Source organism: Duganella rhizosphaerae (assembly GCF_040364205.1).
In the GTDB taxonomy this organism is placed as follows: domain Bacteria; phylum Pseudomonadota; class Gammaproteobacteria; order Burkholderiales; family Burkholderiaceae_D; genus Rugamonas; species Rugamonas rhizosphaerae.
The window spans coordinates 48,779-74,430 of record NZ_BPWK01000004.1 but is presented as its reverse complement, the minus strand read 5'-3'; the positions used below and the strand labels follow the sequence as shown (position 1 = coordinate 74,430).

Annotated in this window: 25 protein-coding genes and 3 tRNA genes; 20 read left to right on the top strand and 8 right to left on the bottom strand. The window is 65.9% G+C overall.

What is annotated here, in order from left to right; all coding sequences use genetic code 11:
- Both RUGAMON1_RS10170 and RUGAMON1_RS10165 read right to left on the bottom strand, forming a co-directional pair.
- A complete protein-coding gene (locus RUGAMON1_RS10170) occupies positions 1-1,518 on the bottom strand; it encodes an MDR family MFS transporter (protein ID WP_445230400.1) in 1,518 nt (505 codons plus the stop codon).
- Positions 1,515-1,949 (bottom strand): MarR family winged helix-turn-helix transcriptional regulator, encoded by a 435-nt coding sequence (locus tag RUGAMON1_RS10165; protein ID WP_445230399.1) that lies wholly within the window; start codon positions 1,947-1,949, stop codon positions 1,515-1,517. The genes RUGAMON1_RS10170 and RUGAMON1_RS10165 overlap by 4 nt, the downstream gene beginning before the upstream one ends.
- Positions 1,950-2,056: 107 nt before the next feature.
- Here RUGAMON1_RS10165 and RUGAMON1_RS10160 point away from each other — a divergent pair, with 107 nt between their 5' ends.
- The 3 genes from RUGAMON1_RS10160 (at position 2,057) to RUGAMON1_RS10150 (ending at position 4,749) form a co-directional block, all read left to right on the top strand.
- On the top strand, positions 2,057-2,812 hold the full coding sequence (locus tag RUGAMON1_RS10160) for a transporter (RefSeq protein WP_445230398.1): 756 nt from the start codon (positions 2,057-2,059) through the stop codon (positions 2,810-2,812).
- Positions 2,813-2,922: 110 nt separating this feature from the next.
- Positions 2,923-3,408, top strand: a complete 486-nt coding sequence (locus RUGAMON1_RS10155) for a hypothetical protein (RefSeq protein ID WP_445230397.1) — start codon at positions 2,923-2,925, stop codon at positions 3,406-3,408.
- Positions 3,409-3,444: 36 nt separating this feature from the next.
- Positions 3,445-4,749 carry an NAD(P)/FAD-dependent oxidoreductase gene (locus tag RUGAMON1_RS10150; RefSeq protein ID WP_445230396.1) on the top strand — a complete coding sequence of 435 codons (1,305 nt, stop codon included), beginning with the start codon at positions 3,445-3,447 and terminating at the stop codon, positions 4,747-4,749.
- A gap of 15 nt (positions 4,750-4,764) precedes the next feature.
- Here RUGAMON1_RS10150 and RUGAMON1_RS10145 read toward each other — a convergent pair whose 3' ends face one another.
- Together RUGAMON1_RS10145 and RUGAMON1_RS10140 are read right to left on the bottom strand one after the other, a co-directional pair.
- Positions 4,765-5,493, bottom strand: coding sequence for a sensor histidine kinase (locus RUGAMON1_RS10145; protein WP_445230395.1), 729 nt, complete (start codon positions 5,491-5,493; stop codon positions 4,765-4,767).
- Between the two features lie 75 nt (positions 5,494-5,568).
- Positions 5,569-7,191, bottom strand: a complete 1,623-nt coding sequence (locus RUGAMON1_RS10140) for a response regulator (RefSeq protein WP_445230394.1) — start codon at positions 7,189-7,191, stop codon at positions 5,569-5,571.
- 228 nt (positions 7,192-7,419) lie between these two features.
- On the opposite strand from RUGAMON1_RS10140, the gene RUGAMON1_RS10135 reads away from it, so the two are divergent.
- Positions 7,420-7,818 carry a hypothetical protein gene (locus RUGAMON1_RS10135; RefSeq protein WP_445230393.1) on the top strand — a complete coding sequence of 133 codons (399 nt, stop codon included), beginning with the start codon at positions 7,420-7,422 and terminating at the stop codon, positions 7,816-7,818.
- A 29-nt stretch (positions 7,819-7,847) separates the two neighbouring features.
- Here the strand turns inward: RUGAMON1_RS10135 and RUGAMON1_RS10130 are convergent, their stop codons facing one another.
- The 3 genes from RUGAMON1_RS10130 to RUGAMON1_RS10120 all read right to left on the bottom strand — a co-directional run bounded on the left by RUGAMON1_RS10130 (position 7,848) and on the right by RUGAMON1_RS10120 (position 12,226).
- Positions 7,848-8,822: a GGDEF domain-containing response regulator gene (locus RUGAMON1_RS10130; RefSeq protein WP_445230392.1), complete on the bottom strand. Its 975-nt coding sequence runs from the start codon at positions 8,820-8,822 to the stop codon at positions 7,848-7,850.
- Between the two features lie 210 nt (positions 8,823-9,032).
- A complete protein-coding gene (locus RUGAMON1_RS10125; protein WP_445230391.1) occupies positions 9,033-11,264 on the bottom strand; it encodes a hybrid sensor histidine kinase/response regulator in 2,232 nt (743 codons plus the stop codon).
- A 134-nt stretch (positions 11,265-11,398) separates the two neighbouring features.
- Positions 11,399-12,226 (bottom strand): response regulator, encoded by an 828-nt coding sequence (locus tag RUGAMON1_RS10120; protein WP_445230390.1) that lies wholly within the window; start codon positions 12,224-12,226, stop codon positions 11,399-11,401.
- A gap of 317 nt (positions 12,227-12,543) precedes the next feature.
- Here RUGAMON1_RS10120 and RUGAMON1_RS10115 point away from each other — a divergent pair, with 317 nt between their 5' ends.
- The 5 genes from RUGAMON1_RS10115 (at position 12,544) to RUGAMON1_RS10095 (ending at position 13,792) form a co-directional block, all read left to right on the top strand.
- Entirely contained in the window at positions 12,544-12,771 is a 228-nt protein-coding gene (locus RUGAMON1_RS10115; RefSeq protein WP_445230389.1) for a hypothetical protein, read from the top strand.
- Positions 12,772-12,961: 190 nt separating this feature from the next.
- Positions 12,962-13,038: transfer RNA gene (locus RUGAMON1_RS10110), tRNA-Arg, on the top strand.
- A 136-nt stretch (positions 13,039-13,174) separates the two neighbouring features.
- Positions 13,175-13,251: transfer RNA gene (locus RUGAMON1_RS10105), tRNA-Arg, on the top strand.
- Positions 13,252-13,393: 142 nt separating this feature from the next.
- Positions 13,394-13,645 carry a hypothetical protein gene (locus RUGAMON1_RS10100; protein ID WP_445230388.1) on the top strand — a complete coding sequence of 84 codons (252 nt, stop codon included), beginning with the start codon at positions 13,394-13,396 and terminating at the stop codon, positions 13,643-13,645.
- Between the two features lie 70 nt (positions 13,646-13,715).
- Positions 13,716-13,792 (top strand) — tRNA-Arg (locus RUGAMON1_RS10095).
- A gap of 48 nt (positions 13,793-13,840) precedes the next feature.
- Here the strand turns inward: RUGAMON1_RS10095 and RUGAMON1_RS10090 are convergent.
- Positions 13,841-14,041, bottom strand: coding sequence for an entry exclusion lipoprotein TrbK (locus tag RUGAMON1_RS10090; RefSeq protein ID WP_445230387.1), 201 nt, complete (start codon positions 14,039-14,041; stop codon positions 13,841-13,843).
- Between the two features lie 83 nt (positions 14,042-14,124).
- Between RUGAMON1_RS10090 and RUGAMON1_RS10085 the strand changes: the two genes are divergently transcribed.
- The 11 genes from RUGAMON1_RS10085 (at position 14,125) to RUGAMON1_RS10035 (ending at position 25,647) form a co-directional block, all read left to right on the top strand.
- Positions 14,125-15,273: an alpha-hydroxy acid oxidase gene (locus RUGAMON1_RS10085; RefSeq protein ID WP_445230386.1), complete on the top strand. Its 1,149-nt coding sequence runs from the start codon at positions 14,125-14,127 to the stop codon at positions 15,271-15,273.
- A complete protein-coding gene (locus RUGAMON1_RS10080) occupies positions 15,270-16,148 on the top strand; it encodes a class I SAM-dependent methyltransferase (protein ID WP_445230385.1) in 879 nt (292 codons plus the stop codon). Before RUGAMON1_RS10085 ends, RUGAMON1_RS10080 begins: the two co-directional genes overlap by 4 nt.
- Before the next feature lie 156 nt (positions 16,149-16,304).
- A complete protein-coding gene (locus RUGAMON1_RS10075) occupies positions 16,305-16,442 on the top strand; it encodes a hypothetical protein (RefSeq protein WP_158567992.1) in 138 nt (45 codons plus the stop codon).
- A gap of 92 nt (positions 16,443-16,534) precedes the next feature.
- The gene (locus tag RUGAMON1_RS10070; protein ID WP_445230384.1) at positions 16,535-17,518 is read left to right on the top strand and encodes a TOMM precursor leader peptide-binding protein; all 984 of its coding nucleotides are present in this window, start codon (positions 16,535-16,537) and stop codon (positions 17,516-17,518) included.
- 3 nt (positions 17,519-17,521) lie between these two features.
- A complete protein-coding gene (locus RUGAMON1_RS10065; RefSeq protein WP_445230383.1) occupies positions 17,522-18,853 on the top strand; it encodes a SagD/YcaO family ATP-dependent cyclodehydratase in 1,332 nt (443 codons plus the stop codon).
- Between the two features lie 12 nt (positions 18,854-18,865).
- Positions 18,866-19,714 carry a SagB/ThcOx family dehydrogenase gene (locus tag RUGAMON1_RS10060; RefSeq protein WP_445230382.1) on the top strand — a complete coding sequence of 283 codons (849 nt, stop codon included), beginning with the start codon at positions 18,866-18,868 and terminating at the stop codon, positions 19,712-19,714.
- Positions 19,711-22,092, top strand: coding sequence for an ATP-binding cassette domain-containing protein (locus RUGAMON1_RS10055; RefSeq protein ID WP_445230381.1), 2,382 nt, complete (start codon positions 19,711-19,713; stop codon positions 22,090-22,092). The genes RUGAMON1_RS10060 and RUGAMON1_RS10055 overlap by 4 nt, the downstream gene beginning before the upstream one ends.
- Positions 22,089-23,201: an ABC transporter permease gene (locus tag RUGAMON1_RS10050; RefSeq protein ID WP_445230380.1), complete on the top strand. Its 1,113-nt coding sequence runs from the start codon at positions 22,089-22,091 to the stop codon at positions 23,199-23,201. The genes RUGAMON1_RS10055 and RUGAMON1_RS10050 overlap by 4 nt, the downstream gene beginning before the upstream one ends.
- Positions 23,202-23,216: 15 nt before the next feature.
- The gene (locus RUGAMON1_RS10045; RefSeq protein WP_445230379.1) at positions 23,217-23,744 is read left to right on the top strand and encodes a DUF2141 domain-containing protein; all 528 of its coding nucleotides are present in this window, start codon (positions 23,217-23,219) and stop codon (positions 23,742-23,744) included.
- Positions 23,744-24,418: an ABC transporter ATP-binding protein gene (locus RUGAMON1_RS10040; protein ID WP_445230378.1), complete on the top strand. Its 675-nt coding sequence runs from the start codon at positions 23,744-23,746 to the stop codon at positions 24,416-24,418. The genes RUGAMON1_RS10045 and RUGAMON1_RS10040 overlap by 1 nt, the downstream gene beginning before the upstream one ends.
- Positions 24,415-25,647 carry an ABC transporter permease gene (locus RUGAMON1_RS10035; RefSeq protein WP_445230377.1) on the top strand — a complete coding sequence of 411 codons (1,233 nt, stop codon included), beginning with the start codon at positions 24,415-24,417 and terminating at the stop codon, positions 25,645-25,647. Before RUGAMON1_RS10040 ends, RUGAMON1_RS10035 begins: the two co-directional genes overlap by 4 nt.
- The last annotated feature ends 5 nt before the right edge of the window (positions 25,648-25,652 follow it).

Below are 25,652 nucleotides of genomic sequence, written 5' to 3'. Positions count from 1 at the left end.
TCACTCCATGGCCGCGTGGTCGATCGCCGGCGCGGCCTGCCTGGCGGGCGGACGTATCAACAGCAGCAGCGGTATCACGCACAAGGTCAGGATCATCATCAGCCAGAAGTCGTCCACGTACGCGATCATCGAGGCCTGGCGGGTGATCTCGCCGTTCAGCGCGGCCGCCGCTTCCGGCGTGGCCAGGTTGTCCAGCAGCGACGGATTGACGGTGGTGATCTTCTCGGCCAGCGTGGCGTGCATGGCCTGGGTGTTCCGCACCAGCAGCGTCTGCACCATGGCGATGCCGATCGAGCTGCCGATATTGCGTATCAGGCTGTAGATGGCCGTGCCCTCGGCGCGCATCTCCGGCGACAGCGTGGCGAAGGTCGCGGCGCTCAGCGGCACGAACACCAGCCCCAGGCCCAGGCCCTGGATCACGCCCGGCCAGACGATGTCGCTGCGCGACAGCACCAATGTGTAGCCCGTCATCTGCCACAGCGAGAAGGCGGTGATGGCGAAGCCCAGTCCCAGCAGCAGGCGCAGGTCGAACTTGCCCACCAGCCGGCCCACCACCATCATCGCGACCATGGTGCCGATGCCGCTCGGCGCCGTCACCAGGCCGGCGACGGCGGCCGGATAGCCCATCAGGCTTTGCAGCATCGACGGCGTCAGCGCGCGCGAGGCGTACAGCACCAGGCCGACGATGAAGATGAACAGCAGGCCGCTGACGTAGTTCGCATTCTTCAGCAGCCGGTAGTCGAAGAACGATTTGCCGGCCGGCCGCAGCGCGGTGTGCGCGACGAAGTAGGCGAAGCTGAGCGCCAGCACGATGGCTTCCACCCAGGTCTCTTTGGCGGCGAACCAGTCATTCTGTTCGCCGCGGTCGAGCAGCATCTGCAGCGCGCCGATCGACAGGCTGAGGGTGGCGAAGCCGAAGGCGTCGAAGGTCATCTTGCGGGCGCCGGGCACGGGGCGGATGTAGCGCCAGATGCCGTAGAACGCCAGTGCGCCGACCGGCACGTTGATGAAGAACACCCAGCGCCAGTTGTAGCTGTCGGTCAGCCAGCCGCCCAGGGTGGGGCCGAGGATGGGGCCGATCATCACGCCCATGCCCCACACGGCCATGGCCGAGCCGTGCTTTTCGCGCGGATTGATGTCGAGCAGCGTGGCCTGCGACAGCGGCACCAGCGCCGCGCCGAACACGCCTTGCAGCAGGCGCGCGGCGACGATTTCGGCCAGCGAGCCTGACAGCCCGCACAGCACCGAGGCCGCCGTGAAGCCGGCCACCGCCGTCAGGAAGATGTTCTTCTGGCCGAAGCGGTCGCACAGCCAGCCGGTCAGCGGCGTGGCGATGGCGGCGGCCACGATGAAGGAAGTCAGCACCCAGGTGATCTGGTCCTGCGAGGCCGACAGGCTGCCCTGCATGTGCGGCAGCGCGACGTTGGCGATGGTGCCGTCCAGCGCCTGGATGATGGTCGCCAGCATGATCGAGATGGTGATCATGCGGCGGTTGATTGCGCCTGCGGCCGGGTTCATATGCGCGTTTCGAGATCGGCCTGCATGGTCTCCAGGAACTCGGTGACGACGCGCAGCAGCGCCGGATCGGCGCTGCCCAGCAGTTCCAGCCGCACGGTCGAGGCTTCGGCCCAGACGGTTTGATAGATTTCCTTGCCGGCCTCGGTCAGGCTGACCAGCTTGACGCGGCGGTCGGTCTCCGACGGCGTGCGCAGCATGTAGCCGGCCTTGACCAGGCGGTCGATGGTGGCGACCATGGTCGGGTCTTCGACGCCGACACGGGAAGCCAGCCGGGTTTGCGACGGCGGTTCCGTTTCCTTGGCGGTGTAGGCGATCGCCATCCAGCTGGCCTGGCTGATGCCCAAATGCTTGAGCCGTCGGTCGATGGCCAGGCGCCAGGCGCGGGCGGTGCCGTGCAGCGCGGCGGAGAAGCGCTCTTCGATAGAAGACATACCATTCACCTACTAATAGTTAGGACTCGAACTATTATTCTAGCACGGGTGTTTTCCCTTCGGCAAGCGACGTGCTACGCTGGCGTTATAGCCAAACAAGGAACCTTATGAAAACGCCTCTCGCCGCCGCGCTCTGCCTGTTGCCGCTGTTTTGTCTGGCCGAAGACGGGCCGCCGATCACGCCTTATCGCCCGTCCGTTTCCAGTCCGGCGCAGTTGCCGGCGGCCGGCCAGCTGGAGCTGGAGCTGGGCGGCTTGAGCAGCAAATCCGATGACGGCCGCCGCAACAGCCTGCCGTACGCGCTCAAGCTGGGCTTCAACGAACAGTGGGGTGTGGTGCTCGGCGGCGAAGCCTATGTGTCGGCGCCGGATGGCGGCGGCGGCCGCGCGCGCGGCATCGGCGATACCTTGTTCGTGCTGAAGCGCGCCTTCGTGCTGGACGAGGGCAGTGCGCTGGGCCTGGAGCTGGGCGCGAAAGCGCCCACCGCCAGGGACAGCATCGGCAGCGGCCGCGCCGACTACAGCCTGAACGGCATCTACAGCCGGGACATGGGCAGCGTCCACATGGACGCCAACCTCAACGCCACCCGCCTGGGCGCCTACGATGCCGGCACGGGCCGGGTGCAGACCGGCTTGTCGGCCTCGTTCTCGACTCCGGTGAACGAGCAGTGGGGCGTGACCGGCGAATGGTCCGGCACCCGCCGCAGCGGGGCGGCCAGTACCGCGCAGGTGCTGGTGGCGTTCAGCTACAGCCCCACCAAGCGGCTGACCATGGACTTCGGCGCCGCCCATGGCTTGAACAGCGCCTCGCCGAACTGGGCCTTCTTCAGCGGGGTGGTGTTGCCGCTGGCGCAACTTTGGTGAGGCATTGTGGTTTTCTGTGTACGCTAGCGTACGGATAGTCGGGCCCGCCTTTGTTACCATTCCAATTGAGCAAGTTCGCTCAGCCACGATTACAAGAAAAGAAGGCCATCATGAAAGCCAAGATCCTTGCCGCCAGCCTGCTGGCGTTGTCCTCCGCAGCCTTCGCCAGCGACGTCGGCGTATCCATCAACATCGGCCAGCCTGGTTTTTACGGCCGCATCGATATCGGCGATTATCCGCAACCTCAGGTAATCTATCGTGAGCCGGTGATCGTCCAGCGTCCGGTACGCTACGTGGAGAGCGCGCCGATCTACCTGCGCGTGCCGCCCGGCCATGCCAAGCATTGGGACAAGCATTGCGGCGCCTACAACGCCTGCGGCCAGCGCGTGTACTTCGTGCAGGATGGCTGGTACCAGAATCAATACGTGCCGCGCTACCGCGACCGTCATGGCGACGGCCGCCACGAAGAGCGCAGCGATGATCGTCGCGATGACCGTCGTGATGACCGACGGGACGACCGCCGCGATGACGACCATGGCAAGGGCCACGGCCATGACAACGGCAATGGCCACGGCAAAGGCCACAACAAGGACTGATCACGCGGCGCCAGCCGCCGCCCACAGGAGAAACGTTTGCAGAGTCAAATCTTGATCGTAGGTGGCGGGGCAGGCGGGCTGGAGCTCGCCTGCAAACTGGGCCGCAAGCTGGGTCCGCAGGCGGTGACGCTGGTCGACAGCCGCCTGTTCCATATCTGGAAGCCGTCGCTGCATGAGGTGGCGGCCGGCACGCTGGACGTGCACCAGGAAGGCCTGTCCTACCAGATGCTGGCGCACGACAACGGCTTCACCTTTGTCTACGGACCGATGCAGGCGCTCGACGCCGGGCAACGGCGGCTGACCGTCGGCGCCATCTACAGCGACGACCACGGCCGGCACGAGGAAGTGCTGCCGCAGCGCCACGTCGGCTACGAATCGCTGGTGCTGGCGATCGGCAGCACCTCCAATTATTTCGGCGTGCCCGGCGCCGCCGAACACACCATCTCCCTGAACGCCACCGAAGACGCCGAGCGCTTCCGCCTGACCTTGCTCAAGCTGCTGACCCAGGCCGAGCTGCAGAAAAGCACCCGGCCCGAGGCCGGCGTCGACATCGTCATCATCGGCGGCGGCGCCACCGGCGTCGAGCTGGCGGCCGAACTGCGCGAGGCCAGCGGCGTGTATGCCGCCTACGGTTTCCGCCAGCTGCGCGCCGAGCGCGACGTGCGCATCACGCTGCTCGAGGGCGCGCCGCGCATCCTCGCACCCTTGCCGGAAAAAGTATCGGCGGCCGCGCTGGCGCTGTTGCATCAGCGCGCCATCAAGGTCGTGACGGCCACCCGCGTGACCGCCATCGCCGCCGACGCCGTGACGGCCGGCGACGTGGTCTATCCGGCGCAGCTGGTGGTGTGGGCGGCCGGCATCAAGGCGCCGGACATCCTCAGCCAGCTGGGCCTGCCGACCAACAAGTCGGGGCAGATCGAAGTCGACGCCCGCCTGGCCGTGCCAGGCCACGCCGGCGTGTATGCATTGGGCGATTGCGCCGCCTGCGCCGGGCCGGACGGCAGGCTGGTGCCGCCGCGCGCGCAGGCCGCGCACCAGCAGGCCGACTACCTGGTCGAGACCTTGATGCGCCAGCAGCGCGGCAAAGCGCCGCAGCGGCAGCCGTATGTGTATCGCGATTATGGTTCGCTGGTGTCGGTCGGCCAGAGCACGTCGGTGGGCAGCCTGATGGGATCGCTGAAGGGCTTAAGCTGGTTTGTCGACGGCCTGGTGGCGCGGCTGATGTATGTCAGCCTGCACCTGATGCATCACCGCGCCGTGCTGGGTACGGTGCGCACCGCCGTGCTGGCGCTGGCGCGCTTCCTGATCAAGCGCAGCACGCCGCTGGTCAAGCTGCATTGAGAAACGCCGGCTAGTTCAGGCGGCGGCCGGCTTGGGCAGGACCATGGTCAGCGTCACGCCGCGCTCGGCGCCTTTCGACAGCGTCAGCGTGCCGCCCAGGTAGGCGGCCCGTTCGCGCGCGGTGCGCAGGCCGAACTTGCCGCCGACCTGGCCCAGCAGCGCCGTCACCGGCCCGTCCAGGCCGACACCGTTGTCCTTCACGGTCAACATCACTTCGTCTTCATTGTCGTCGACGATGACGTCCACCTCGGACGCCTGCGCATGGGCGACGATGTTGCGCAACGCTTCCTCCAGCGTGTGCAGCAGCACGATGCCGTGGCTGCGCGGGCAGTTCAATTCCTCCTCCGGCAGGCTGCAGCGCGCGGTCAGCTGTTGCTGCTGGCCGAACTGCTCGACCGCCTCGCCCAGCGCCACCCGCACGCCGAGGAATTCCAGCTTGTCGTTCCACAGCTTGATCTGCATCTGGCGGTTGGTTTCGACGATCTGCATCAGCAGTTGCTTCATGTGGGCGGCGCGGTCTTGCAGCGCCGGTTCCTGCGGCATCTTCTGCATCAGCAGGCCCAGGTGCATGGTCAGCGCCGTCAGCGACGAACCGAGGCTGTCGTGCAGCTGGCGCGACAGCGAGCGGCGCTCGTTGTCCCAGCAGGTATGGACGTGGCCGAGCAGGTCGCTCAGGTCGGCGCTGCGCAGGGCGTCTGGCTGGCCGGGCGCTTGTTGCTGTTGTTGTGGTGCCGGGACGGACATGTTTTTCTCTTAGGGCGTACTTTATGGGGCGATCATACCCGAGCTTTGCAAGTCGTGGCGCACTCTGGCTAATGCTCACTGTTTGACGGCCAGCGGCACGCAGCCGCCGATCACTTCGGTCAGCTGGTCGATGTCCACCGGCTTGACCAGGTGGCGGTCGAAGCCGGCGTCCAGCACGCGCCGCAGGTCCTCGGCCAGGCCGTAGCCGGTCAGCGCGATCAGGCGGATGTCGCGGGTGGCCGGATCGGCGCGCAGGCGGCGCGCCACCTCGTAGCCGTCGATGCCGGGCAGGCCGATGTCGATCAGCGCCACGTCCGGCTGGCGGCTGGCGGCGGCCGCCACGCCTTCGTGGCCGTCGGCCGCCGCGTGCACTTCATAGCCGTAGCAGCTGAGCATCATGGTCATCATTTCGCGGCCGTCGTCGTTGTCCTCGATCAGCAGGATGCTGGGCATGCCGCGCTCGCTGACGGGCTCGGCCGGCGGGGGCGCCGCCACCGGCTGGTGCTCGATGCGGGGCAGGCGCAGCGTGAAGGTGCTGCCGCCGCCCGGTCCCTTGCTCTCGGCGGCGACGGCGCCGCCGTGCAGGTCGGCCAGCCGGCGCACCAGCGACAGGCCGATGCCCAGGCCGCCCTGCGAGCGGTCCAGCGTGCTCGAGCCCTGCACGAACACGTCGAACACATGCGGCAGCAGGTCGGCGGCGATGCCGACGCCGGTGTCGCGCACGCTGAGCACGACGTCGTCGTTCTCGGTCCAGGTGCGCACTTCGATGCGGCCGCCGGCCGGGGTGTACTTGAGGGCGTTGTCGATCAGGTTGCTGGTGATCTGTTCGAGCCGGGTGGCGTCGCCGTCGACCCAGCCTTGGTCGAGGTCGTTGACCAGCTGGTAGTCGGCGCTGCGGCCGGTGGCGCGGTAGGTTTCCAGCGAGGCGGCCACCAGCGCGGCCAGGTCCAGCGGCGCGCGGTTGAGCAGGATCTTGCCCGACATCGCGCGCGACAGGTCGAGCAGGTCGTCGACGATGCGGCCCAGGTGCTGGCTCTGGCGCTGGATGATCTTCTTGGCGCGCGTCACGCCCTCGGCCGACACGCCGGGCAGGCCGATCAGCGACGCCGCGCTGCTGATGGCCGACAGTGGATTGCGCAGCTCGTGGCCCAGCATGGCGAGGAACTCGTCCTTGGCGTGGTTTTGCCGCTCCGCCGACTGGCGCTCCTCGATCTCGCAGGTCAGCCGCAGGTTGGTGGCGGTCAGCTCGGTGGTGCGCTGGCTCAGCTGGCGCGCCTGCTTCTTCAATTCCTCGTTCTTGGTGGCCAGCGCGACAAACACCGAGATCTTGGCGTACAGGATTTGCGGGATCACCGGCGTGAACAGGAAGTCGACCGCGCCGCGCTGGTAAGCCTTCAGCCGGTCGAGCTCGTCCGCGAGGAAGGCGGTGATGAAGATGATGGGGATGTCGGCCGAGCGGGCGCGCTGGTGGATCGCTTCGGCCGTTTCAAAGCCGTCCATGCCGGGCATGTTGACGTCGAGCAGGATCACGGCGAAGTCGTGCATCAGCACCTGGCGCAGCGCCTCCTGGCCCGAGCGTGCCGCCAGTACCTCGTAGGACTCCTGTTCCGCCCACTGGGTGAGCAGGCTGGTCAACGCGAACAGGCTGTTGGCATCGTCGTTGACAACCAGGATTTTGGGTTTTTCTGTTTTAGGCACGGGGTCTCTGCACACTGCTGGAACGGCGAAATCTTCGCGGCCTTGAAGCTGCCAGAGAAGCGGGAAATACACGCCAAATCATGATATCAATTGCATATATGAATGTCAAAAACGCCGGGGCAATCGAACGCGGCGGAGGGGGCGCCGGCCACAGTGTTCGATGCCGTACAGACTACGCCAGCCCGGACTGGGACAGTGGGGGTCTACCTCCAACCGAAAGGATGCATCATGAATATCGACACGATCGTGGATAAAGAATACCTGGGCCTGAGCTTCCGCGCGCTGGCCGAGGCCCCCACCAGCGCGCTGCGCGGCATCAGCGCCAAGGACGCCAAGGCGCTGGCGCAGGCGTTCAACGTGCACTCGGTGCGCGAGCTGGCCAACCTGGAGTTTGTCAAATGGGCCGCAGCGATCACCACGCTGGCCGAACACGAGCAGGCCACGCCGGAAGAGCAGGCCAAGGAAACCCTGCTGGACGGCGGCCTGGAGATGACCTTCCCGGCCAGCGATCCGGTGTCGGTCGACGCCGGCATCACCCGCATCGAAGTGGCGCCGGAGAAGGTCGACGCGCATGACGATCACCAGCACGCCGGCAAGATGGAAGAGGACGCCGCACACCCGGTGTAAGGCCGGCCGACCTCGGCCGTTAAGGCCGTTCAGGCCGGGGTCGGCGACATGATGTGCTGCGGCGCCGGCGCGCGCATGGTTTGCGCGGTGCAGCAGCGGTTCTTGCCGGAGCGCTTGGCCTGGTACAGCGCGCTGTCGGCCGCGGCGATCACCGAGGCCACCTGGTCGGCGTCGTCCGGATAGATGCCGATGCCGATGCTGGTCGACAGCTGCAGGGTCAGGCCGTTGATGATGTAGGGCTCGGAGACCGCCTCGATCAGTTTGCTGGCCGGCTCCTGGGTGTCGCCCAGTTGCGTGATATTGCCCATCACGATGACGAACTCGTCGCCGCCGACGCGGGCCACGGTGTCTTCCTTGCGGGCGCAGCCGACCAGCCGCTGCGCCACCATTTTCAGGATCTCGTCGCCGGCCGCGTGGCCGTGGGTGTCGTTGATGGCCTTGAAGCCGTCCAGGTCCAGGTACATCACGGCCGCCTTGTTTTGCTGGCGGGTGGCGTGTTGCAGCACGGTGGCGATGCGGTCTTCCAGCAGGCGGCGGTTGGGCAGGCCGGTCAGCGGATCGTGCAGCGCCAGTTCCTGCTGCTGGCGGCTGTACTGGGCCAGCTCCTTGTACAACAGGCGCACTTCCAGCATGTTGTGGATGCGCTTGTGCACTTCCAGCAGGTCGAACGGTTTGCTGATGAAATCGCGCGCGCCCGCCTCCAGCGCGGCGATCTTGAAGCTGGGCTGGGCGGTCAGCGCCAGCACCGGCAGGTAGCCGCCTTGCTCGATTTCCTTCAAGCCCTTCATGACCTGGAAGCCGTTCAGGCCCGGCATCTGCAGGTCCAGCAGGATCAGGTCGTAGCAGTGCTGGCGGTGCAGCGGACATACCTGCTCCGGCAACATGGTGGAGGCGACATCGGTATAGCCAGCTTCGCGCAGGATCTCCAACATCAATTCGACGTTGTCGGCGCTGTCATCCACCACCAGGATCTTGGCGTTCAGGATTTCGTCTCGGCTCGGCATAATGGTCTCTGTCTGTCTCAAGTTGGCCATTCTGGCCGGAAAAATGATAGTCCCACGATCTTAGCGCATGCATCTGTGCTGCGGCGCACATCTGCACGGTGTATTTCCACATGGAAACTAATTGTACCTGCTTTTTAGAACTTTTGTAGTTTATCAACTGAACTTCAGATTGCTTGTAGGACATTGCCGCGTCTGCAAGTAGGTCGCCGCTCAGGCGTGGCGATGGGCCGCCCCCATCGCCGCCACCTTGGCGATCAGTTCGTTCGGCTCGACGGGCTTGGAAATATGCGCCAGGAAGCCGCTCGACAGCGCCCGGATGCGGTCCTCGGAACGGGCGAAGGCGGTCAGCGCGATGGCCGGCAAGTCGCCGCCGCGCGCCGGCCCCAGCGCCCGGACCCGGTCCAGCAGGCCGTAGCCGTCCACCTCCGGCATGCCGAGGTCGCTGAGCATCAGGTCCGGCCGCGCGTGTTGCAGCAGCGTCAGCGCCTCGCCGGCGGTGGCGGCGGTCAGCACGTCGGCGTTGCAATCGTTGAGGATGCGCTTGATCAGTTCGCGGGCGTCGTCCTCGTCGTCGACCACCAGCACCTGCAGGCCGGACAGGTCGTGGGCGGCGGCGCGGCGCTGGGCGCCCTCGCCGCCGGCGCCCAGCGGCTCGTTGCCGCCCTGGCGGCGCGGCAGACGCACGGTGAAGCAGGCGCCGCGGCCTTCGCCCTCGCTGGCGGCGCTGACCGTGCCGCCGTGCTGCTCCACCAGGTGCTTGACGATCGCCAGCCCCAGCCCCAAGCCGCCGTGCTTGCGGGTGGTGGTGGCGTCGGCCTGGCGGAAACGCTCGAAGACATGGCCGATGAAGGCGGGGGCGATGCCGACGCCGTTGTCGCGCACCGCGATGGCGATCTGGTCGCCCTCGCGGTGCACGCCCACCTGGATGCGGCCGCCGGCCGGCGTGAACTTGAGGGCGTTGGTCAGCAGGTTCCAGACGATTTGCTGCAGGCGGTTGGCGTCGCCGGCCACCATGCCGGGCGCGGGCGCGAAGTCCTTGTCGATGCGGATCTGCTTGGCCTCGGCGGCCGGGCGCACGGTGTCGATGGCGGCGGCGACGATGGCCGCCGGCGACAGCGACAGCATCTCCAGCCGCACCTTGCCGGAGGCGATGCTGCTCATGTCGAGCAAGTCCTCGATCAGCTGCGCCTGGACGCGGGCGTTGCGCTCGATGGTTTGCAGGCCGCGGTGCAGGTCGGCCTGGTCGCGGCTGCCGCGCCGCAGCACCTGGGCCCAGCCGAGGATGGCCGTCAGCGGCGTGCGCAGCTCGTGCGACAGCGTGGCCAGGAATTCATCCTTCATCTGGCTGGTGCGCTCGGCGTCGGCGCGCGCCTGGCGTTCGCTGTCGAGCAGGATCTTGCGCTCCTCGGCGGCCTGCTGCGAGGCTTCGTACAGGCGCGCGTTGTCGATCGCGACGGCGGCCTGGGCGGCGATGCCGCCGATGATGCGCTCGGTGCGCTCGCTGAACATGAACGGTTCCGGGTGGCCGAGGAACAGGCAGCCGATCACCACGCCCGAGCGCAGCGCCACCGGCACCGCCAGGTAGCTGCGCACCGGCGGCTGGCCGGGCGGCAGCCGGTGGCAGGGCGAGTCGCGGCCGTAGCGGGCGTCGGCCGGCCAGTCGTTGCTGCGCACCGTGCCGTAGGTGCACAGTTCGGCGCTGGACAGGGCGCCGTCGCCGGGGCGGCCGAAGTCGACGCAGTCGGCCGGGGCGCCGCTCGACACCATGTGCAGCTCGCGCGCGCGGCCGTGGCCGTCGACGCCGCGGTAGAAGAAGGCGCCGAAGCGGGCGCCGCTGATGCTGGTGGCGGCGTCGGTCACTTCCTGCAGCAGCGGATGCAGGTCGCGGGTCGAGGCCAGCGCGTTGCCGGTGCGGTTGACCAGCTCCAGCACGGCGGTCTCGTCGCGCAGCGCTTCCTGCACCCGCTTGACCTGGTCGACGTCGGTGCTGGTGCCGAACCAGCGCAGCACGCGGCCGGCGGCGTCGTGCACCGGGTTGGCGCGCGTCAGGAACCAGCGGAATTCGCCGTTGGCGCTGCGGATCGGCACTTCCAGCTCATACGGCAGGCCGGTGGCGCGCGAGTGTTCCCAGCGCTCCAGCATGGGGGCGATGCAGTCGGGCGCGTAGACCTGGCGCCAGCCGTCGCCGCTCATTTGTTCGGGGGTGGTGCCGGTGTAGGCGTACCACGGCTGGTTGTACCAGATCCTGGTGCCGTCCTGCTCGGCGATCCAGGCCAGCTGCGGCATGGAGTTGGCCAGCGCGCGCAGCTCCAGTTGGCTCTGGCGCAGCGCTTCCTGGGCGCTCAGCAAATCCTGCTGGGCGTTGCTTGATGCAGGGAGCGCGGCGTCGTCCGTCGGGGGCTCGGGCGTTACGGCGTCGGTGGGCTCGTGAGGAAGAATCATGTGGGGCTTCGGGCTGCCGCGCTGCCTGTGGCCGCCGGACGGCGGCCGTCTGCTCGCCAGGCTAACGCGCGACGTTTACGGTGACTTCATTGTAGCCCGATCTTCCCCGGTGGCTCCGCACGGTTGGCAGCAGCTCAGGCCGGGCGGGCGGCCATGCGCTGGGCGATCTGCTCCAGCGCCGCTTGCAGCTGTTCGATGTCGTAGGGTTTTTGCAGCGACTGGGCGGGGAATTCCAGGTGACGGGTCAGTTCGTCGCCGTAGCCGGAGGCGAACAGCAATTGCAGCGCGGGCGCCTGCTTGAGCGCCTGGCGCGCCAGCTCGACGCCGGACATGCCGGGCAGGCTGACGTCGGTGAACAGGACGTCGAAGCACTGGCGCGCCAGCTCGGGCAGGGCATCCTCGCCGGTGGCGGCGGCGTGCACCTCGTGGCCCAGCGCGCGCAGGGTTTCGCAGACCAGGTAGCGGGCGTCGGCATTGTCCTCGACCACCAGCAGGTGCAGCGGGCGCGCGACCTCGGCCGGCGGCGCGGCCTGGGCCGGCGTCAGCGCGCACAGCACGCCGCCGACCTGGCCGGCGTCGATGCGCACCGGGGTGTAGTAGAGATCCAATGGCAACTGGGCGACGCCGTTGTTGCGCCACGCCGGCAGGCTGACGCCGCGATAGCTGGCGCTGTCGCCGGCCCAGGCCTGGCGCACCGCGGCGCTGTTCCAGCTCCACGCGGCCGGCTGGATCGACGGCACGCCGCCGCCGGGCGCGCGCAGGCTCGACAAGCCGATCAGCGCCGCGTAGGCGTCGTTGTAGACCATGATTTGTTCGTGCCCCCACATCAGCAGCATGGCCGTGGGGGAGTTGAGCAGGATGTCGACCGTCAGCCGCAGCGGCAGCGGCCAGCCGGCCGGATCGCCTAGGGCGGTGCGCGACCAGTCGGGGGAGGGCGGCGCGACGGCGGTGGGTGGTGTCATGCTGGGGCAACCTGTCTGTATTTGTCTTGGAAGGCAAAGCTGACCGCATCGTACACTAAAAAAAAAGCCCGCTACAGGAGCGGGCTAAATCTATTTCCTTGGAGGAGAATAGAGGAGACAGGTGAATGATGCTGCAATGCGCAAACGAAAGCAAATTTTTTCTGATGATGAGCGAGATCACTGGCATGAATGAAGCTGCCCGCAAGCGTTGAAAAGCCTGGGTTTGTGAGCGAAATGGCCATGTTTTTTGCCGCATTCGGGCGCGCTGCATATACACTGGCGGTTGAAGCGGCGCAGTGCCGCAATTTGGAGGCGCTATGGCGACTGTGGTGCGGCACAGAAAGATCAACATTGTTGTATTGGAGCAAAACGAACAGATAGCGGACAAATGCCGGCAGGGTGACATCGCCATCGTCACCGACCCCGCGGGCTGGTGGATCAAGTTTGTCGGCGAGGGCGGCCAGGTCGATTGCTACGGCGTGCCCTACGCGTCCTACAATGAAGCGTTGTGGTCGGCCAAGGCGGCGGCCGAATTCGGCACCTGACAGAGAGGGCTGGACAAGCCGGGGGAGTGTCCCTATAATGCTGCTTCTTTCGAACGGCATGCCGGTTGAAGGAGATGCAGCAAAGCAGTTTGCGGAGTGGTTGATTCGGTGTTTCGTACGCCTGACCAACTAAACGATAGAAAATATCGAACTTTGCAAAACGAAATTAATGCTTTATAATGTTGCTTAAGCGGCTGTAGCTCAGCTGGATAGAGTACTTGGCTACGAACCAAGGGGTCGTGGGTTCGATTCCTGCCAGCCGCACCAAAATTCGTAAGTAGAGGGGCCTGAAGAGCGATCTTCGGGCCCTTTTGCTATTAGTGTAAGACCTTGAAACGGATTGCAAAATTTCTTCAAGGAATTCTTCGCAAAACAAGAAAACGCTGTTATACTCTTGTTTTTCGCGGCTGTAGCTCAGCTGGATAGAGTACTTGGCTACGAACCAAGGGGTCGTGGGTTCGATTCCTGCCAGCCGCACCAAAATTCGTAAGACGAAAGGCCTGAAGAGTGATCTTCAGGCCTTTTTTCTTTGCGCCTGCCTTTCGCTATCGTCTATGTACGGCAGCGCACGATGTAGCCCGGCAATTGTCGCTATCCTGTCTCAAACAGCCAGGAGAATAAAATGACCACCGCACACGCCACCAGCTTCACCTTCATGGAAAGCCAGATCGAAGCTTCCGCCTACAACCAGGAAGGGCAGTGGCTGCCTGAATACCGCATCCTCAAACATGTCGACGACACCACGCCGCTGAAGCGGCCGCAAATCCTCGGCTTTGCCGACCGCGAAACGGCGGTCTTGATGGCGGTGGAATATGGCACCTACGAAATCCGCTGCCAGGAATACGAGGCGAAATATGCCCGCGTGCGCCACTGAAAAGCGCGCAGTAAAAAAATGCCCGGGGCTCTTCTGGATTTGAGTTTCCCCTGCTATAATGTTGTCTTTCGCGGCTGTAGCTCAGCTGGATAGAGTACTTGGCTACGAACCAAGGGGTCGTGGGTTCGATTCCTGCCAGCCGCACCAAAATTCGTAAGACGAAGGGCCTGAAGAGTGATCTTCAGGCCTTTTTTCTTATTTGCGCGCGTTTTTATCGCACTGGGCGGAGAGGATGGAGCGCTCCATCGCGTCGCCGACGCTGCGGATATATTCCGGCGTGCAGGTCGCGGCGCTGACCGCCACCGGCCGCACCTGCCGGGTGAAGCTGCGATAGCCGAACACGCCGAGCAAAGCGGCTGCGGCCAGCGTGATGAGGACGTTGGTTTTGGATTTCAAAAATCATTCCTTATTTGATAGTCCTTCCATCATACATGGCCTCCGTGCGATGATTGTTCGATCATCGTCCCTGAGGAGCGTGCATGACCATCATCACCACCGTCGAAGACCTGCGTGTCTTGGCCCAGAAGCGCGTGCCGCGCATGTTCTACGATTACGCTGATGCCGGTTCGTGGACCGAATCAACCTATCGCGCCAACGTCGACGATTTCCAGACCATCAAATTCCGTCAGCGCGTGGCCGTCAACCTGGAAAACCGCACGCTGAAAAGCACCATGGTCGGCCAGGAAGTGGCGATGCCGGTGGCGCTGGCGCCGACCGGCCTGACCGGCATGCAGCACGCCGACGGCGAGATCCTCGCCGCCAGGGCCGCGGAAAAATTCGGCGTGCCGTTCACCTTGTCCACCATGAGCATCTGCTCGATCGAAGACATCGCCGCCAACACCAGCAAGCCGTTCTGGTTTCAGCTGTACGTGATGAAGGACCGCGAATTCATCAACCGCCTGATCGACCGCGCCAAGGCCGCGCGCTGCTCGGCGTTGGTGCTGACGCTGGACTTGCAGGTGCTGGGCCAGCGCCACAAGGACTTGCGCAACGGCCTGTCGGCGCCGCCCAAGCTGACCATCGCCAATATGATCGACATGGCGACCAAGCCGCGCTGGGTGCTGGGCATGCTGGGCACCAGGCGCCGCAGCTTCGGCAACATCGTCGGCCACGCGTCGTCGGTGTCGGACATGTCGTCGCTGTCGGCGTGGACCAGCCAGCAGTTCGACCTGAGCCTGTCGTGGAAAGACGTCGAGTGGATCAAGCAGCGCTGGGGCGGCAAGCTGATTATCAAGGGCATCATGGACGCGGAAGATGCGCGGCTGGCGGTGGAAAGCGGCGCCGATGCGCTGATCGTCTCCAACCACGGCGGCCGCCAGCTGGACGGCGCGCAGTCGTCGATCGGCGCGCTACCGGCCATCGTCGACGCGGTGGGCCAGCAGATCGAAATCCACATGGACGGCGGCGTGCGCTCCGGCCAGGACGTGATCAAGGCGCTGGCGCTGGGCGCCAAAGGCGTCTACATCGGCCGGCCCTTCCTGTATGGATTGGGGGCGATGGGCGAAGAGGGCGTGAGCAAATGCCTGGACATCATCCGCAACGAGCTGGATCTGACCATGGCTTTTTGCGGCCTGCGCGACGTCACCAAGGTCGATAAAAACATCCTGCTGCCGGGTAGCTTCAAATGATGCAGGCCAGCGGCGGCAAGGGTTTGTTGCAGCAGGGCGTGGCCAGCCGCAGCGCGCTGATGGTGGCCATGCTGCGCGCAGCCCACCAGTTGATCGATACGCCGCTGGTGTTCGACGATCCGCTGGCCTTGTCCGTCATCGGCCCTGACCACGAAGCGACGGTGCGCGCCGCGCCGGAGAAATTCGATACCGGCGTGGTGCGCGTGCTGCGCGCCGCGATGGCCGTGCGCAGCCGCTTCGCCGAGGATGAACTGGCGCAGGCGCTGCGCGACGGCGTGCGCCAGTACGTGCTGCTGGGCGCCGGACTCGATACCTACGCCTACCGCAATCCGGTGGCCGACCTGCGCGTGTTCGAGGTCGATCATCCCGCCACCCAGCGCTGGAAGCGCGGCTTGCTGGAGCAGACCGGCGTCGCCGCGCCGGCGTCGATGAGCTACGTGCCGGTCGATTTCGAACGCGACGACCTGGCCGAGGCGCTGACCGCCGCCGGCTGCCGCCTGGACCAGCCGGTATTCTTTTCCTGGCTGGGCGTGACCCTGTACCTGACCAACGACGCGGTGTTCGACACGCTGGCCTTTGTCGCCGGCCTGCCGCCCGGCAGCGGCATCGTGTTCGACTACGGCGTGGTGCCCGAGCTGCTCAACCCGATGGAGCGCATGGGCATGGCCTACTGCGCCAAGAAGTACGAGGCCGAAGGCGAACCCTGGATTTCCTTCTTCGCGCCCGAGGTGCTGGCCTGCGAACTGCGCGCGCTCGGCTTCGGCGACGTCTCCGACCACGGCGCCGACCAGCTGCGCCTGCGCTATCTTGCAAGCCGCAACGACGGCCTGCGGCTGGGCGGCGGCACGCGCCTGATGCGGGCGCGTGTCAAATGAATTTGCTTGAATTAGAGTTAATATTCTAGTACTGTTGTATTTAAAGTCACTCCTTTCTGTGCGGCAATCGTCGCATGCTAATCTCGATTTCGGCGACCTCTTATGCGCAAAACGCATGAGGGGTGTGCCTTTCATTCACTTCATGAGGAAAAAGAAATGGAAATCCTGATCGACACGACCTTCATCTCGATTACCGATTCGACCGAATCGGAATATCTGCACGACGACATGAGCGGCGCCCTGGCTGACGTCAGCGTCTCTTGCTGCACCTGCTCCTGCTCCTGCTGCTGCTAATTGCCAGCTGGCGGGCGGGATGGCGATGCCGGTGGCGCCGCCTTCCCGCCTTTCCGGAGGTTGGATGAATGTTCTGACGATAGGTCTTCACAATGAATGAGTCACTTTACGTATCGCCGTTGGCGGAAATCACCACGCTGGGCGAGGACAAGATAGCCATGTCCGTGGTCGGGCGCCGCTTCACGGTCGAGGACAAGGTCGGTATGCTCAAGAGCATCCTGGACCAGGCCGCGCAGGGCGTGCAACTGGCCGCGCTGACAGAGGCGATGGCCGACAGCTTCCCGCCCGAGGCGGTCGAGGCGGCCGTCACGGCGCTGGTCAACGCCCGGGTGCTGGTGCGCGACGACGCCCGCGCCGGCGGCGACGCCACCCACCAGCATCTGCAGCACCGCCGCGAACTCGACGCGCTGATCCCGCGCGACCAGTTGGCCGCCTACGACCGCGCCAACTGGCTGCTGGTGCTGGCCGGCGAGGGCGCCTGCGCCGACGCCCTGGCCGAGGCGCTGGCCGAGATGAGCGTGCCGCTGCAGCGCATCGGCCGCGATGGCGAGCTGCCGCCGGCCGACGCCATCGGCGACAAACGCGCGCTGCTGCTGGTCTGCTCCGATTTCGAGGACTTCGCGGCCTTCCGCGCGATGAACGCCAAGGCGGTCGAACGCGGCCTGGCCAGCCTGTACCTGGGCATAGACTGGAGCACGGTGCAGTGCGGCCCGCTGGTGATGCCGAAAGCGACCGCCTGCTACGAATGCTATTTCCACCGGGTGCGCAGCACACGCAAATTCGTCGCCGAATTCGATGTGCGCAGCCAGCCGGAAAACATCCTGTACCACGCGCTGCCGAGCAAACTGGCGATCCAGTTTGGCGTGGCCGAGGCTTCGCGCCTGGCGCTGCAATACCTGAGCGGCACGCTGGACGATCTGCACCACAGCGTCTTCAGCGAGATCGATAGCCTGAGCGGCGAGACCCATCGCAGCCGCATCCTGCGCCTGCCGCGTTGCGCGTGTTGCGGCACTGCCAGCACGGCGCGGCCGGTCGGCGCCGTGTTCCAGCAATCGCTGCTGCGTCGCCGGGCCTAAGCCATGGAACGATTATCCGACGCAGCGCGCCTGGCGCTGATCCACGAAGCCCTGGTGCACCGCCGCCACGGCATCATCACCACGCTGCTGGAAGAGACAGAGCATCCCGATGCGCGCGGCCTGTTCGTCTTCAACGCGCTGATGGTTGACGTCAAAGCGATGATGATCGACCCGTCGCGCGCCAAGCCGAACAACCCGACCAGCGACCGCGCCAGCCTGGCCGGTTCCGGCGCGGCGTTCGACCGCACCTCGGCGCTGTGGGCGGCGTTCGGCGAGGCGATCGAGCGCTACTCCGCGGCCGTGCACTTCGACGACCAGCTGCATTACGCCAGCCAGGCCGAATTGGGCGCGGCGGCCGTGGGGCTGGAGCAGTTTGTGTTGTTCTCGCCGGAGCAGTACGCGGCCGAGGGCTTTGAATTCTCCGCGCCCGATGCCGGCGTCACCCGCGCCTGGACGCGCGCGACCGATCTGTGCGACCTCGAGCGCGAATGCTATGTGCCGGCGCAGATGGTCTACCTCGGCATGCAGGTGAAGAACCAGCGCGAGATCGTATTTCAATCGTCATCGACCGGCCTGGCCTGCGGCATGGACGAACAGCGCGCCATCCTGAGCGGCTTGTGCGAAGTGATCGAACGCGACGCCTTCGCCGCGATGTGGCAGATGCGTTACGCGCCGCGCCGGCTGCAAGTCGGCCCTGAGGCGCGGGCGGCTTTTCTGCCCGGTGTGCAGCGCGCGCTGGAGCATCCGTCGCTGGACGTGCGGCTGTGGGACATCACCACCGATATCGGCCTGCCGGTGGTGCTGTGCCTCGCGCGCAGCCGCAATGACGGCACCATGTCGCTGGGCGCCAGCGCTCAGTTGCGCGTCGGCCAGGCGATCAACAAGGCGGTGATCGAAGCGCTGCACGGCTATTGCTGGGCGAGCTCCATCCTCGGCGCCGGCACGCCGCTGCCGGAGCGCGCAGCCATCCGCAATCCGGGCGATCATTTCGCCTATTTCCTGGAACCGTCGCGCCAGCAGGCGATGGACTTCCTGTTCGCGAACGCGCTAACGATCGACAGCGGCGACGCCTCCCTGCATCAACTGGCCACGCTGGACGATTTGCTGGCGCGCCTGCGCGCGATGGGTTTGCCGGCGCTGGCGGTGGATGTCACGTCGGAGGATATCGCCAGCCTCGGTTTCTGCGTGGTGCGTTCGCTGATCCCCGGCCTGCATCCGCTGCTGTTCGGCGACGGCATGCTGAGCCGCGACCAGCGCCGCTTGCGCCAGATCGCCCGCCACTGGGGCCTGGCCGAGGTGCCGCCGCCCAATACCGATCCTCACCCTTTCCCTTGATGCGGACTTCACATGAACCATAGTTTGCAAGAACTGCTGCCGCCGCAGGCCATGGCGGGCGATTTCGACATCGACGACCCGGCCGAGATCCTGCACGAGCAGACCAAGTTCCATCGCGCCACGCTGGCGGGGCAGGTCAAGAACATCGTCCGCTACCTGCGGCATCCGGCCTTCATCGCGCGCGGCGCGGCGGGCTACAACGTGTTTGCCTCCTGTCCGAAGATAGCGCTGCCGGAGCCTGAGCTGGCGCTGGGCGAACTGGCGGCGGCGATGGCGGGACGCAGCAGCGCGCGCGGCTTCGCGCCGGCGCTCAGCCTGCGCGAGGTTTCGAGCCTGCTGCACCATGCGGTGCGCGTGAATCGCTACCGCAGCAGCGACGCCGCGCCGCATGTCAAGCTGGCGTTCCGTGCCTATCCATCGCCGGGCGGCCTGTATCCGACCGAGTTCTACTTCTTCCTGAACCAGGTCGAGGGCATCGCGCCATGCATCGCCCACTACGACGCGCGCGAGCATTGCCTGCGGGTGTTGAAGCCGCAGGACGGCGACGCCTTCGGCAGCGCCGAAGTGCGCGGCGGCGAGCAGTCGATCAAGGCGCCGCTGGTGTGCGTGATGACCAGCGTGCCGCAGCGCGCCACCGCCAAATACGGCGCCCGTGGCTACCGCATGGCACTGCTCGAAGCGGGCCACGCGTCGCAGAACCTGTGTCTGGCGGCGCAGGGCTTGGGCATGGGATCGCTGGTCTATGGCGCTTATTATGACGACGAACTGGCGGCGCTGCTCGATATCGACGGCGTGACCGAGACCGTGGTGTCGGTCATGCTGCTGGGACGCGAGGTGCAGCAGGAGGCCACCGCGCCATGAACGACAACGCTATCCGCGTGCTGGACGATGTAGCGGGCAATGCGCCGCCGGCGGCCGGAGCCAGCCTGAGGCAGGGCGCGTTCGCGCTGCTGCGTTACGCGGCGGCGGGCGAGCGCGATGCCGCGCTGGCGGAGCTGGACCAGCTGTTTGCGCTGCGCGGCCGTTTCCATGCCTATCCGCTGCTGCTCGATATGGTGGTGGGCAAGCAGGCCTGGCATGCGAGCGGATCGCTGTTCGTGCTGGACGCGGCGCCACTGCCGCCGGCATTGCAATCTCACTTTGAAGAGGCGATCGCTTGCTGCGCCGGCTTCTTGGAGTTGCCCGTCCCCTGCATCCTGCTGCAATGCCGCGCCGAGAGCCGCGACCTGCACCTGACGATGGAGAGCTTCCCCGGTCTGGCCTTGCTGCGCCTGTCCACGCTGTCGCCCGGCTATCCAGACGATCTGCGCGCGGTGCAGTTTCACGAGGTGGCGCATTGCTTCCTGACTTGCGGCGTGCGTTTGCTGGATGAGGGGCTGGCGCATTTCTTCGCCAGCCGCCACGCGGGCGCCACCTTGCCGATGGCGGACATGGATCTGCTGCCGCCGATGCGCACGCTGCTGAGCCGCAGCGCCGACAGCATGTTCGGCGAAAGCGTGGACAGCGATCTGGCGGTGTACAAGTCGGCCTGCCGCGTCGGCGCCGATTTGCTCGAAGCGATTTACGCGCTGGGCGGGGCGGGGCGTATCACGCGCCTGTTCGCCGCCGTGGCGCGGGCTGGTTCGGAAGCCCAGATTGTGCGTCTGGTGGAAGAGGCCAGTGGACGGAATTTTCCCGCCTTCGCCCGCAGCGGTGGGCCAAGTGCCGAACAGGCCGCGCTGATCGAACGCACGCGCCAGGCCGTGTTCACCGCGTGGATCAACAAGAATCCGGCAGATCTGGACGAGGCCATCGCCGCGTTGGAAGGGGACGAAATCTACGTCGAACCGATGCTGCTCGACAGCCTGCTCGCCGCGCGCATCAACCGCGCGCTATTGCAGGTGAATTTCGCGACCGCGCCGACGGCCGATGAACTGGCGCAGCTGGACATGCTGCTCAAGGCCGGGGAGTGCCTGCCGCAAGGGCGCCTGTGGCTGTGGCGCGGCACGTACGCGATCCTGATGATACTGCTGGCCCGGCCCAACATCATCAAAGTCGCCAGCGCCGGCCAGCAGGCGATCAACGCCTTCAACAAGGCCGTGCAACTGATACCGAACGATCCCGATCTGCTGGTGCAGCACGCGTCGCTGCTGCTGCACGCGCCGCCCGCATACGGCGGCGACCGCGACCTGGGTGTAAGCAAGCTGCGACAGGCGATGCTGGACCCGGTCTACCGCGAGCATGCGCGCCAGGTCTTGCTGGAATACGGCATCGAGACGCCTGACCCAGTGGTGCACGCGCCTGATACGCCATCGCCGCAACCGGCGCCTGTGCCTGCACCCGCACCTGCACCCGCACCCGCACCTGCGCTGCTGGAACTGAGCGGCGTGGAGCTGCGGCTCTCTTCCTCTTTCACGCTGCGTCCCGGCGCGCTGACGGTCCGTCGCGGCGAGCGCGTGGCCTTCATCGGCCGCAACGGCAGCGGTAAATCGATGCTGATGGAAACCTTGCTGGGCCTGCGACAGCCCGACCGCGGCACCGTCTCGCTGCATTTGGGCGATCCACGCGAGGCCGCCACGCGCCAGCGCATCGGCGGTCTGCTACAAGGCTACGACCTGCCAGGCCAGACCAAGGTGCGCGAGATGATGGCGCTGCACCAGGCCATGTACCACCGCACCGACGCCGCAGTCACCCGCGCACTGGGAATGGACGAACTACGCGACCGATACTGGCAGCAGCTGTCGCGCGGCCAAAAACAGCGACTGATGCTGTGGATGGCCCTGGCCCATGTGCCGGAGCTGGCCATACTCGACGAGCCTTCGCTGGGACTGGACGAATGGTTCGCCCGCGCGCTGCGCGAGCTGCTGGCCTCTTTGCCGGTGACGCTGCTGGTGATCTCGCACGCCCCGTCCGACTTGCTCGGCATGGACCGCATCTGCTGCCTCGACGATGGCCGCATCATTGCCGAGGGTACGCTGGCGTCGCTGATGGCGCAAAGAGTCGGCCAATTCAAGGGCGTGCTGCGGCAAGCCTTGTCGGAAGCGGCGTTGCAGGCCCTGCGCGCGCTGCCGGCACTGGTGCAAGCGCCGCGTGAACGCGACGGCGCCTGGGAGCTGTTCGGCGGCGCCGGTTTCGACCAGGCCTTCCGCCAGTTCATCGAACAACAGCGCATCGGCGCGTTCAGCCTGGAGCCAGTGTCGGTCGAGGACTTCCTCGCCGACGTCACGCAAATCGTGCCCACAACGGGGCAATCATCATGAAAATACTTCTGCATCTGATTAAGGCCGATCTGGCCATGTTCTTGCGTGGGAAGCTGGCGTTGTTCTGGACCTTTGCCTTCCCCTTGCTGATGCTGGTCATGCAGATGGCCTTGTTCGGCCAGGACGTCAAACTCGGTCCCGTATCGCTGGCGATCATCGATCTCGATCGCAGCGTCGAGAGCAGCGCCTACCTGCGGCAGTTGCAGGCCGGCCTGCGCCAGCAGCACAGCGTGGACTTTTCTCCCGTGACCACACCCGCCGACGACGCGGCCGCGCAGGCCGACTTCGTGCTGACGATACCGGCCGGTTTCGCCGCCAACATCGCCGCCGGCCGCACCACGGACATCGCGCTGCGCAGCGGCCATGGCGCGGGCGCCGCGTTCGACGCCGCCTACGGCCTGCTGCGCGGCTACAGCGACGCCTACAACCTGAACGGCCTGAATACGCCGCCGCGTGTGGCCCTGCCACCGCCGCCGCCGGCGGCCGAACAAACGTTGGACTACCGCTTGTTCCTCGTCACGGGCCTGGCGGGCATGGTGATACTGTCCACCAGTTTGATGGGCTTTGCCGGCCCGCTGGTGGCCGCGCGCGAAGGCGGCATGTTTCGCATGTACCAGCTGTTCCCGATGCCAACCGGCGTCGTGGTGGCCGCATGGTGCGTGTCGCGGCTGTTGATCGTGCTGGCGGCCAGCCTGGCGATGTTCCTTGCCGCCTGGGCGATCTACGGTGTTCGGATCAGCGCCGACGGCATGCAGGTAGCCGCCGCCATCGCCATGCTGGCGTTGGGCGCTGGCGCATTCCTGGCGCTGGGATTGCTGATCGCGGCCATGACCAACAGCGTGGCCGCCGCCACCATGTTCTGCAACCTGCTGTATTTCCCGTTGCTGTTTTCGGGTAATCTCATGGTCCCGCTGGGCGGCCTGCCCAAGCTGGCCCGCGAGGTGCTGGACTGTCTGCCGCTGAACGCGATGATGTCGAGCATACGCCGTGGCCTGACCGGCGGCATGGAATGGAGCACGGATATCTACAGCGTGGCCTTGCTGTCGGTGATGCTGATAGCCTGCCTGGCGCTGTCGGCGCGGCATTTTACGTGGATGCCGCGCTCCTGAAGAAAGAGACATGACATGAACGAAAAAAAACCATCGAAAGTGCAGGGGAGCGAGGACACGCGCAGCAAATTGCGCCGCCTTCCGCTGATCGCCACCATGAGCATAGTCGCCTGCGTGGGCTTGCTGCTGTCATTGCTGCTGTCGCGGGCACTGCAAGCGGCTTCGGTGCAAGCACCATCGCTCGCGGCCGGCGCCAGTGTCACGATCAAATTGTCCGGCGTCGCCGGCAGCAAAGGCATGGTCATGGCGGCCTTGTGCGACAAGGCGACCTTCCTCAAGCGCTGCCCTTATATGCAGACGGTGGCCGCGTCGCCTGTCGTTAATCTGAAGTTTGAAGGCGTCAAGCCAGGCGTGTATGCGGCCATGCTGTTCCACGACGAGAACGGCAACGGTGAATTCGACCGCTCGCCCAGCGGCATGCCGCTGGAGGGTTATGCCTTTTCGCGCAACGCCAAGGGCAATTACGGGCCGCCGTCCTTCGAGGCTGCGGCGGTTGAAGTCAAGGCCGGCAAAGCGGCTCTCGATATCGACATGGTCTACTGATGGCGGCCATTCTGGAAGTTGACGCGGTATCTAAGCACTTTCTGCGCGGCGACGAGCGCATCGTGGCGCTGGACCGGGTATCGTTCCGTATCGATCAACCCAGCGTGACGGCGATCGCGGGACCATCCGGCAGCGGCAAAAGCACCTTGCTCGCCATGCTGGCGCGCTTCGACCGGCCGGACAGCGGGTGCATCAGCGTCGACGGCGAGCGCCTGGACCGGATCGCGGAGCCGCAACTGGACCAGTACCGCAACCGCAAGCTTGGTTTCGTGTTCCAGCAGTTCAATCTGGTCGGAACGCTGACGGCACAGGAAAATGTGGAGCTGGCGCTGGCGCCGCAAAAACTGTCACCGGCTGAGCGCAGCCGCCGCGCCGTCGAAGCGCTACAGATGGTCGGCATGGATCATCGCCTCAAGCACGAACCATCCGAACTGTCGGGCGGGCAGCAGCAGCGCGTCGCCATCGCGCGGGCGCTGGTCAATCGTCCCAGCCTGGTGATTGCCGACGAGCCGACCGGTAACCTGGACGGCAAGACCGCGCAGCAGTTGCTGGAACTGATCGGCAGCCTGAATCGCCAGGTCGGCACCACCTTCGTCATCGCCACCCACGACCAGCGGGTGATGGACATGGCGCACAGCGTGGTGCGGCTGGCGGACGGCAGGCAGGTCGCATGAAACAATGGCTGACACTCGCGCTGCGCAACGTGCGCCGCAATGGACGGCGCTCCCTCCTGTTGGGCGGCACGATAGGCGTGGGCACGCTGGCGCTGCTGCTGTTCGTGGCGTACATCGCCGCATCGCTGGATGGCCTGCGCGAGAGCACCATCCGCAGCGGCCTGGGACACGCGCAGCTGGCCGGCGCAGGACAGTTTGACGGCTACGCCGAGCAGCAGCTGCAATATGGACTGGACCGGCCTGCGCTGGCGCAGGTCGAAACATTGTTGGCGCAGGAACCGCAGGTGCGCCGCGTGGTCCCGCGCCTGCTGTTTGCCGGCCTGGTGTCGAACGGCGCGCGCACGCTCAATTTCGAGGGCAGCGGCGTGATGCCGGATCGCGAGCGCCAGGCGTTCGGCGCCTTCCAGACGCTATCTGCCGGTGTTCCGCTGAGCGCCAAGCCGGCCGGCCGCTATCAGGTCCTGATCGGCAAGGAGATGGCGCGGCGCCTGGCGGTCAAGCCCGGCGAATCGATCACGCTGATGACCACCACCGTCAGCGGCAGCGTCAACGCGATGGATCTGGAGGTCGTGGGGCTGGTGGCGACCGGCGTTCCGCAGACCGATTTGTACCTGCTGCAAATGCCGCTCGAGACGGCGCAGGAACTGCTGCGCACGACCAAAGTGTCCAGCGTCGCCGTGCTGTATCAGGACACTGCGCAGGCAGACGCCATGTCGGCGCGCTTGCGTGCGGCCATGAGCAACGCGCACGTCGAGCTGCGGACCTGGCAGGCGTTGGCGCCGCTGTATTCGCAGGTGCTGGCGTTGTACCGCAATCAGTTCCTGGTGTTCGGCGTTGTCATCTGCATCATCGTTTTCCTCGGCGTGGCGGCGATGACGCTGACCACCATTTATGAGCGGGGCAGGGAGATCGGCACCATGCGCGCGATGGGCATAGGCCACGCACAGGTGCGGCGCTTGTTCGTCATGGAGGGCATGCTGCAAGGCGTGTTAGGCGCATGCGCCGGCGCATTGCTGGCCTTCGTTGCCATCTTGCTGATCAACGCCGCGCATATCGAATTGGCGCCGCCGCCCGGCCGCAACGCCGGCGTGCTGCTGCAAATGTTGTGGGTGCCGTCGTACAGCGCAGGCATCGTGTGTGCCCTGCCGCTGGTGGCGATGCTGGCTGCGTGGACGATCAGCCGCCGCATTGGCCGCATGCCGATCATGTCATCTCTTTCCATACAGTGAGCCAT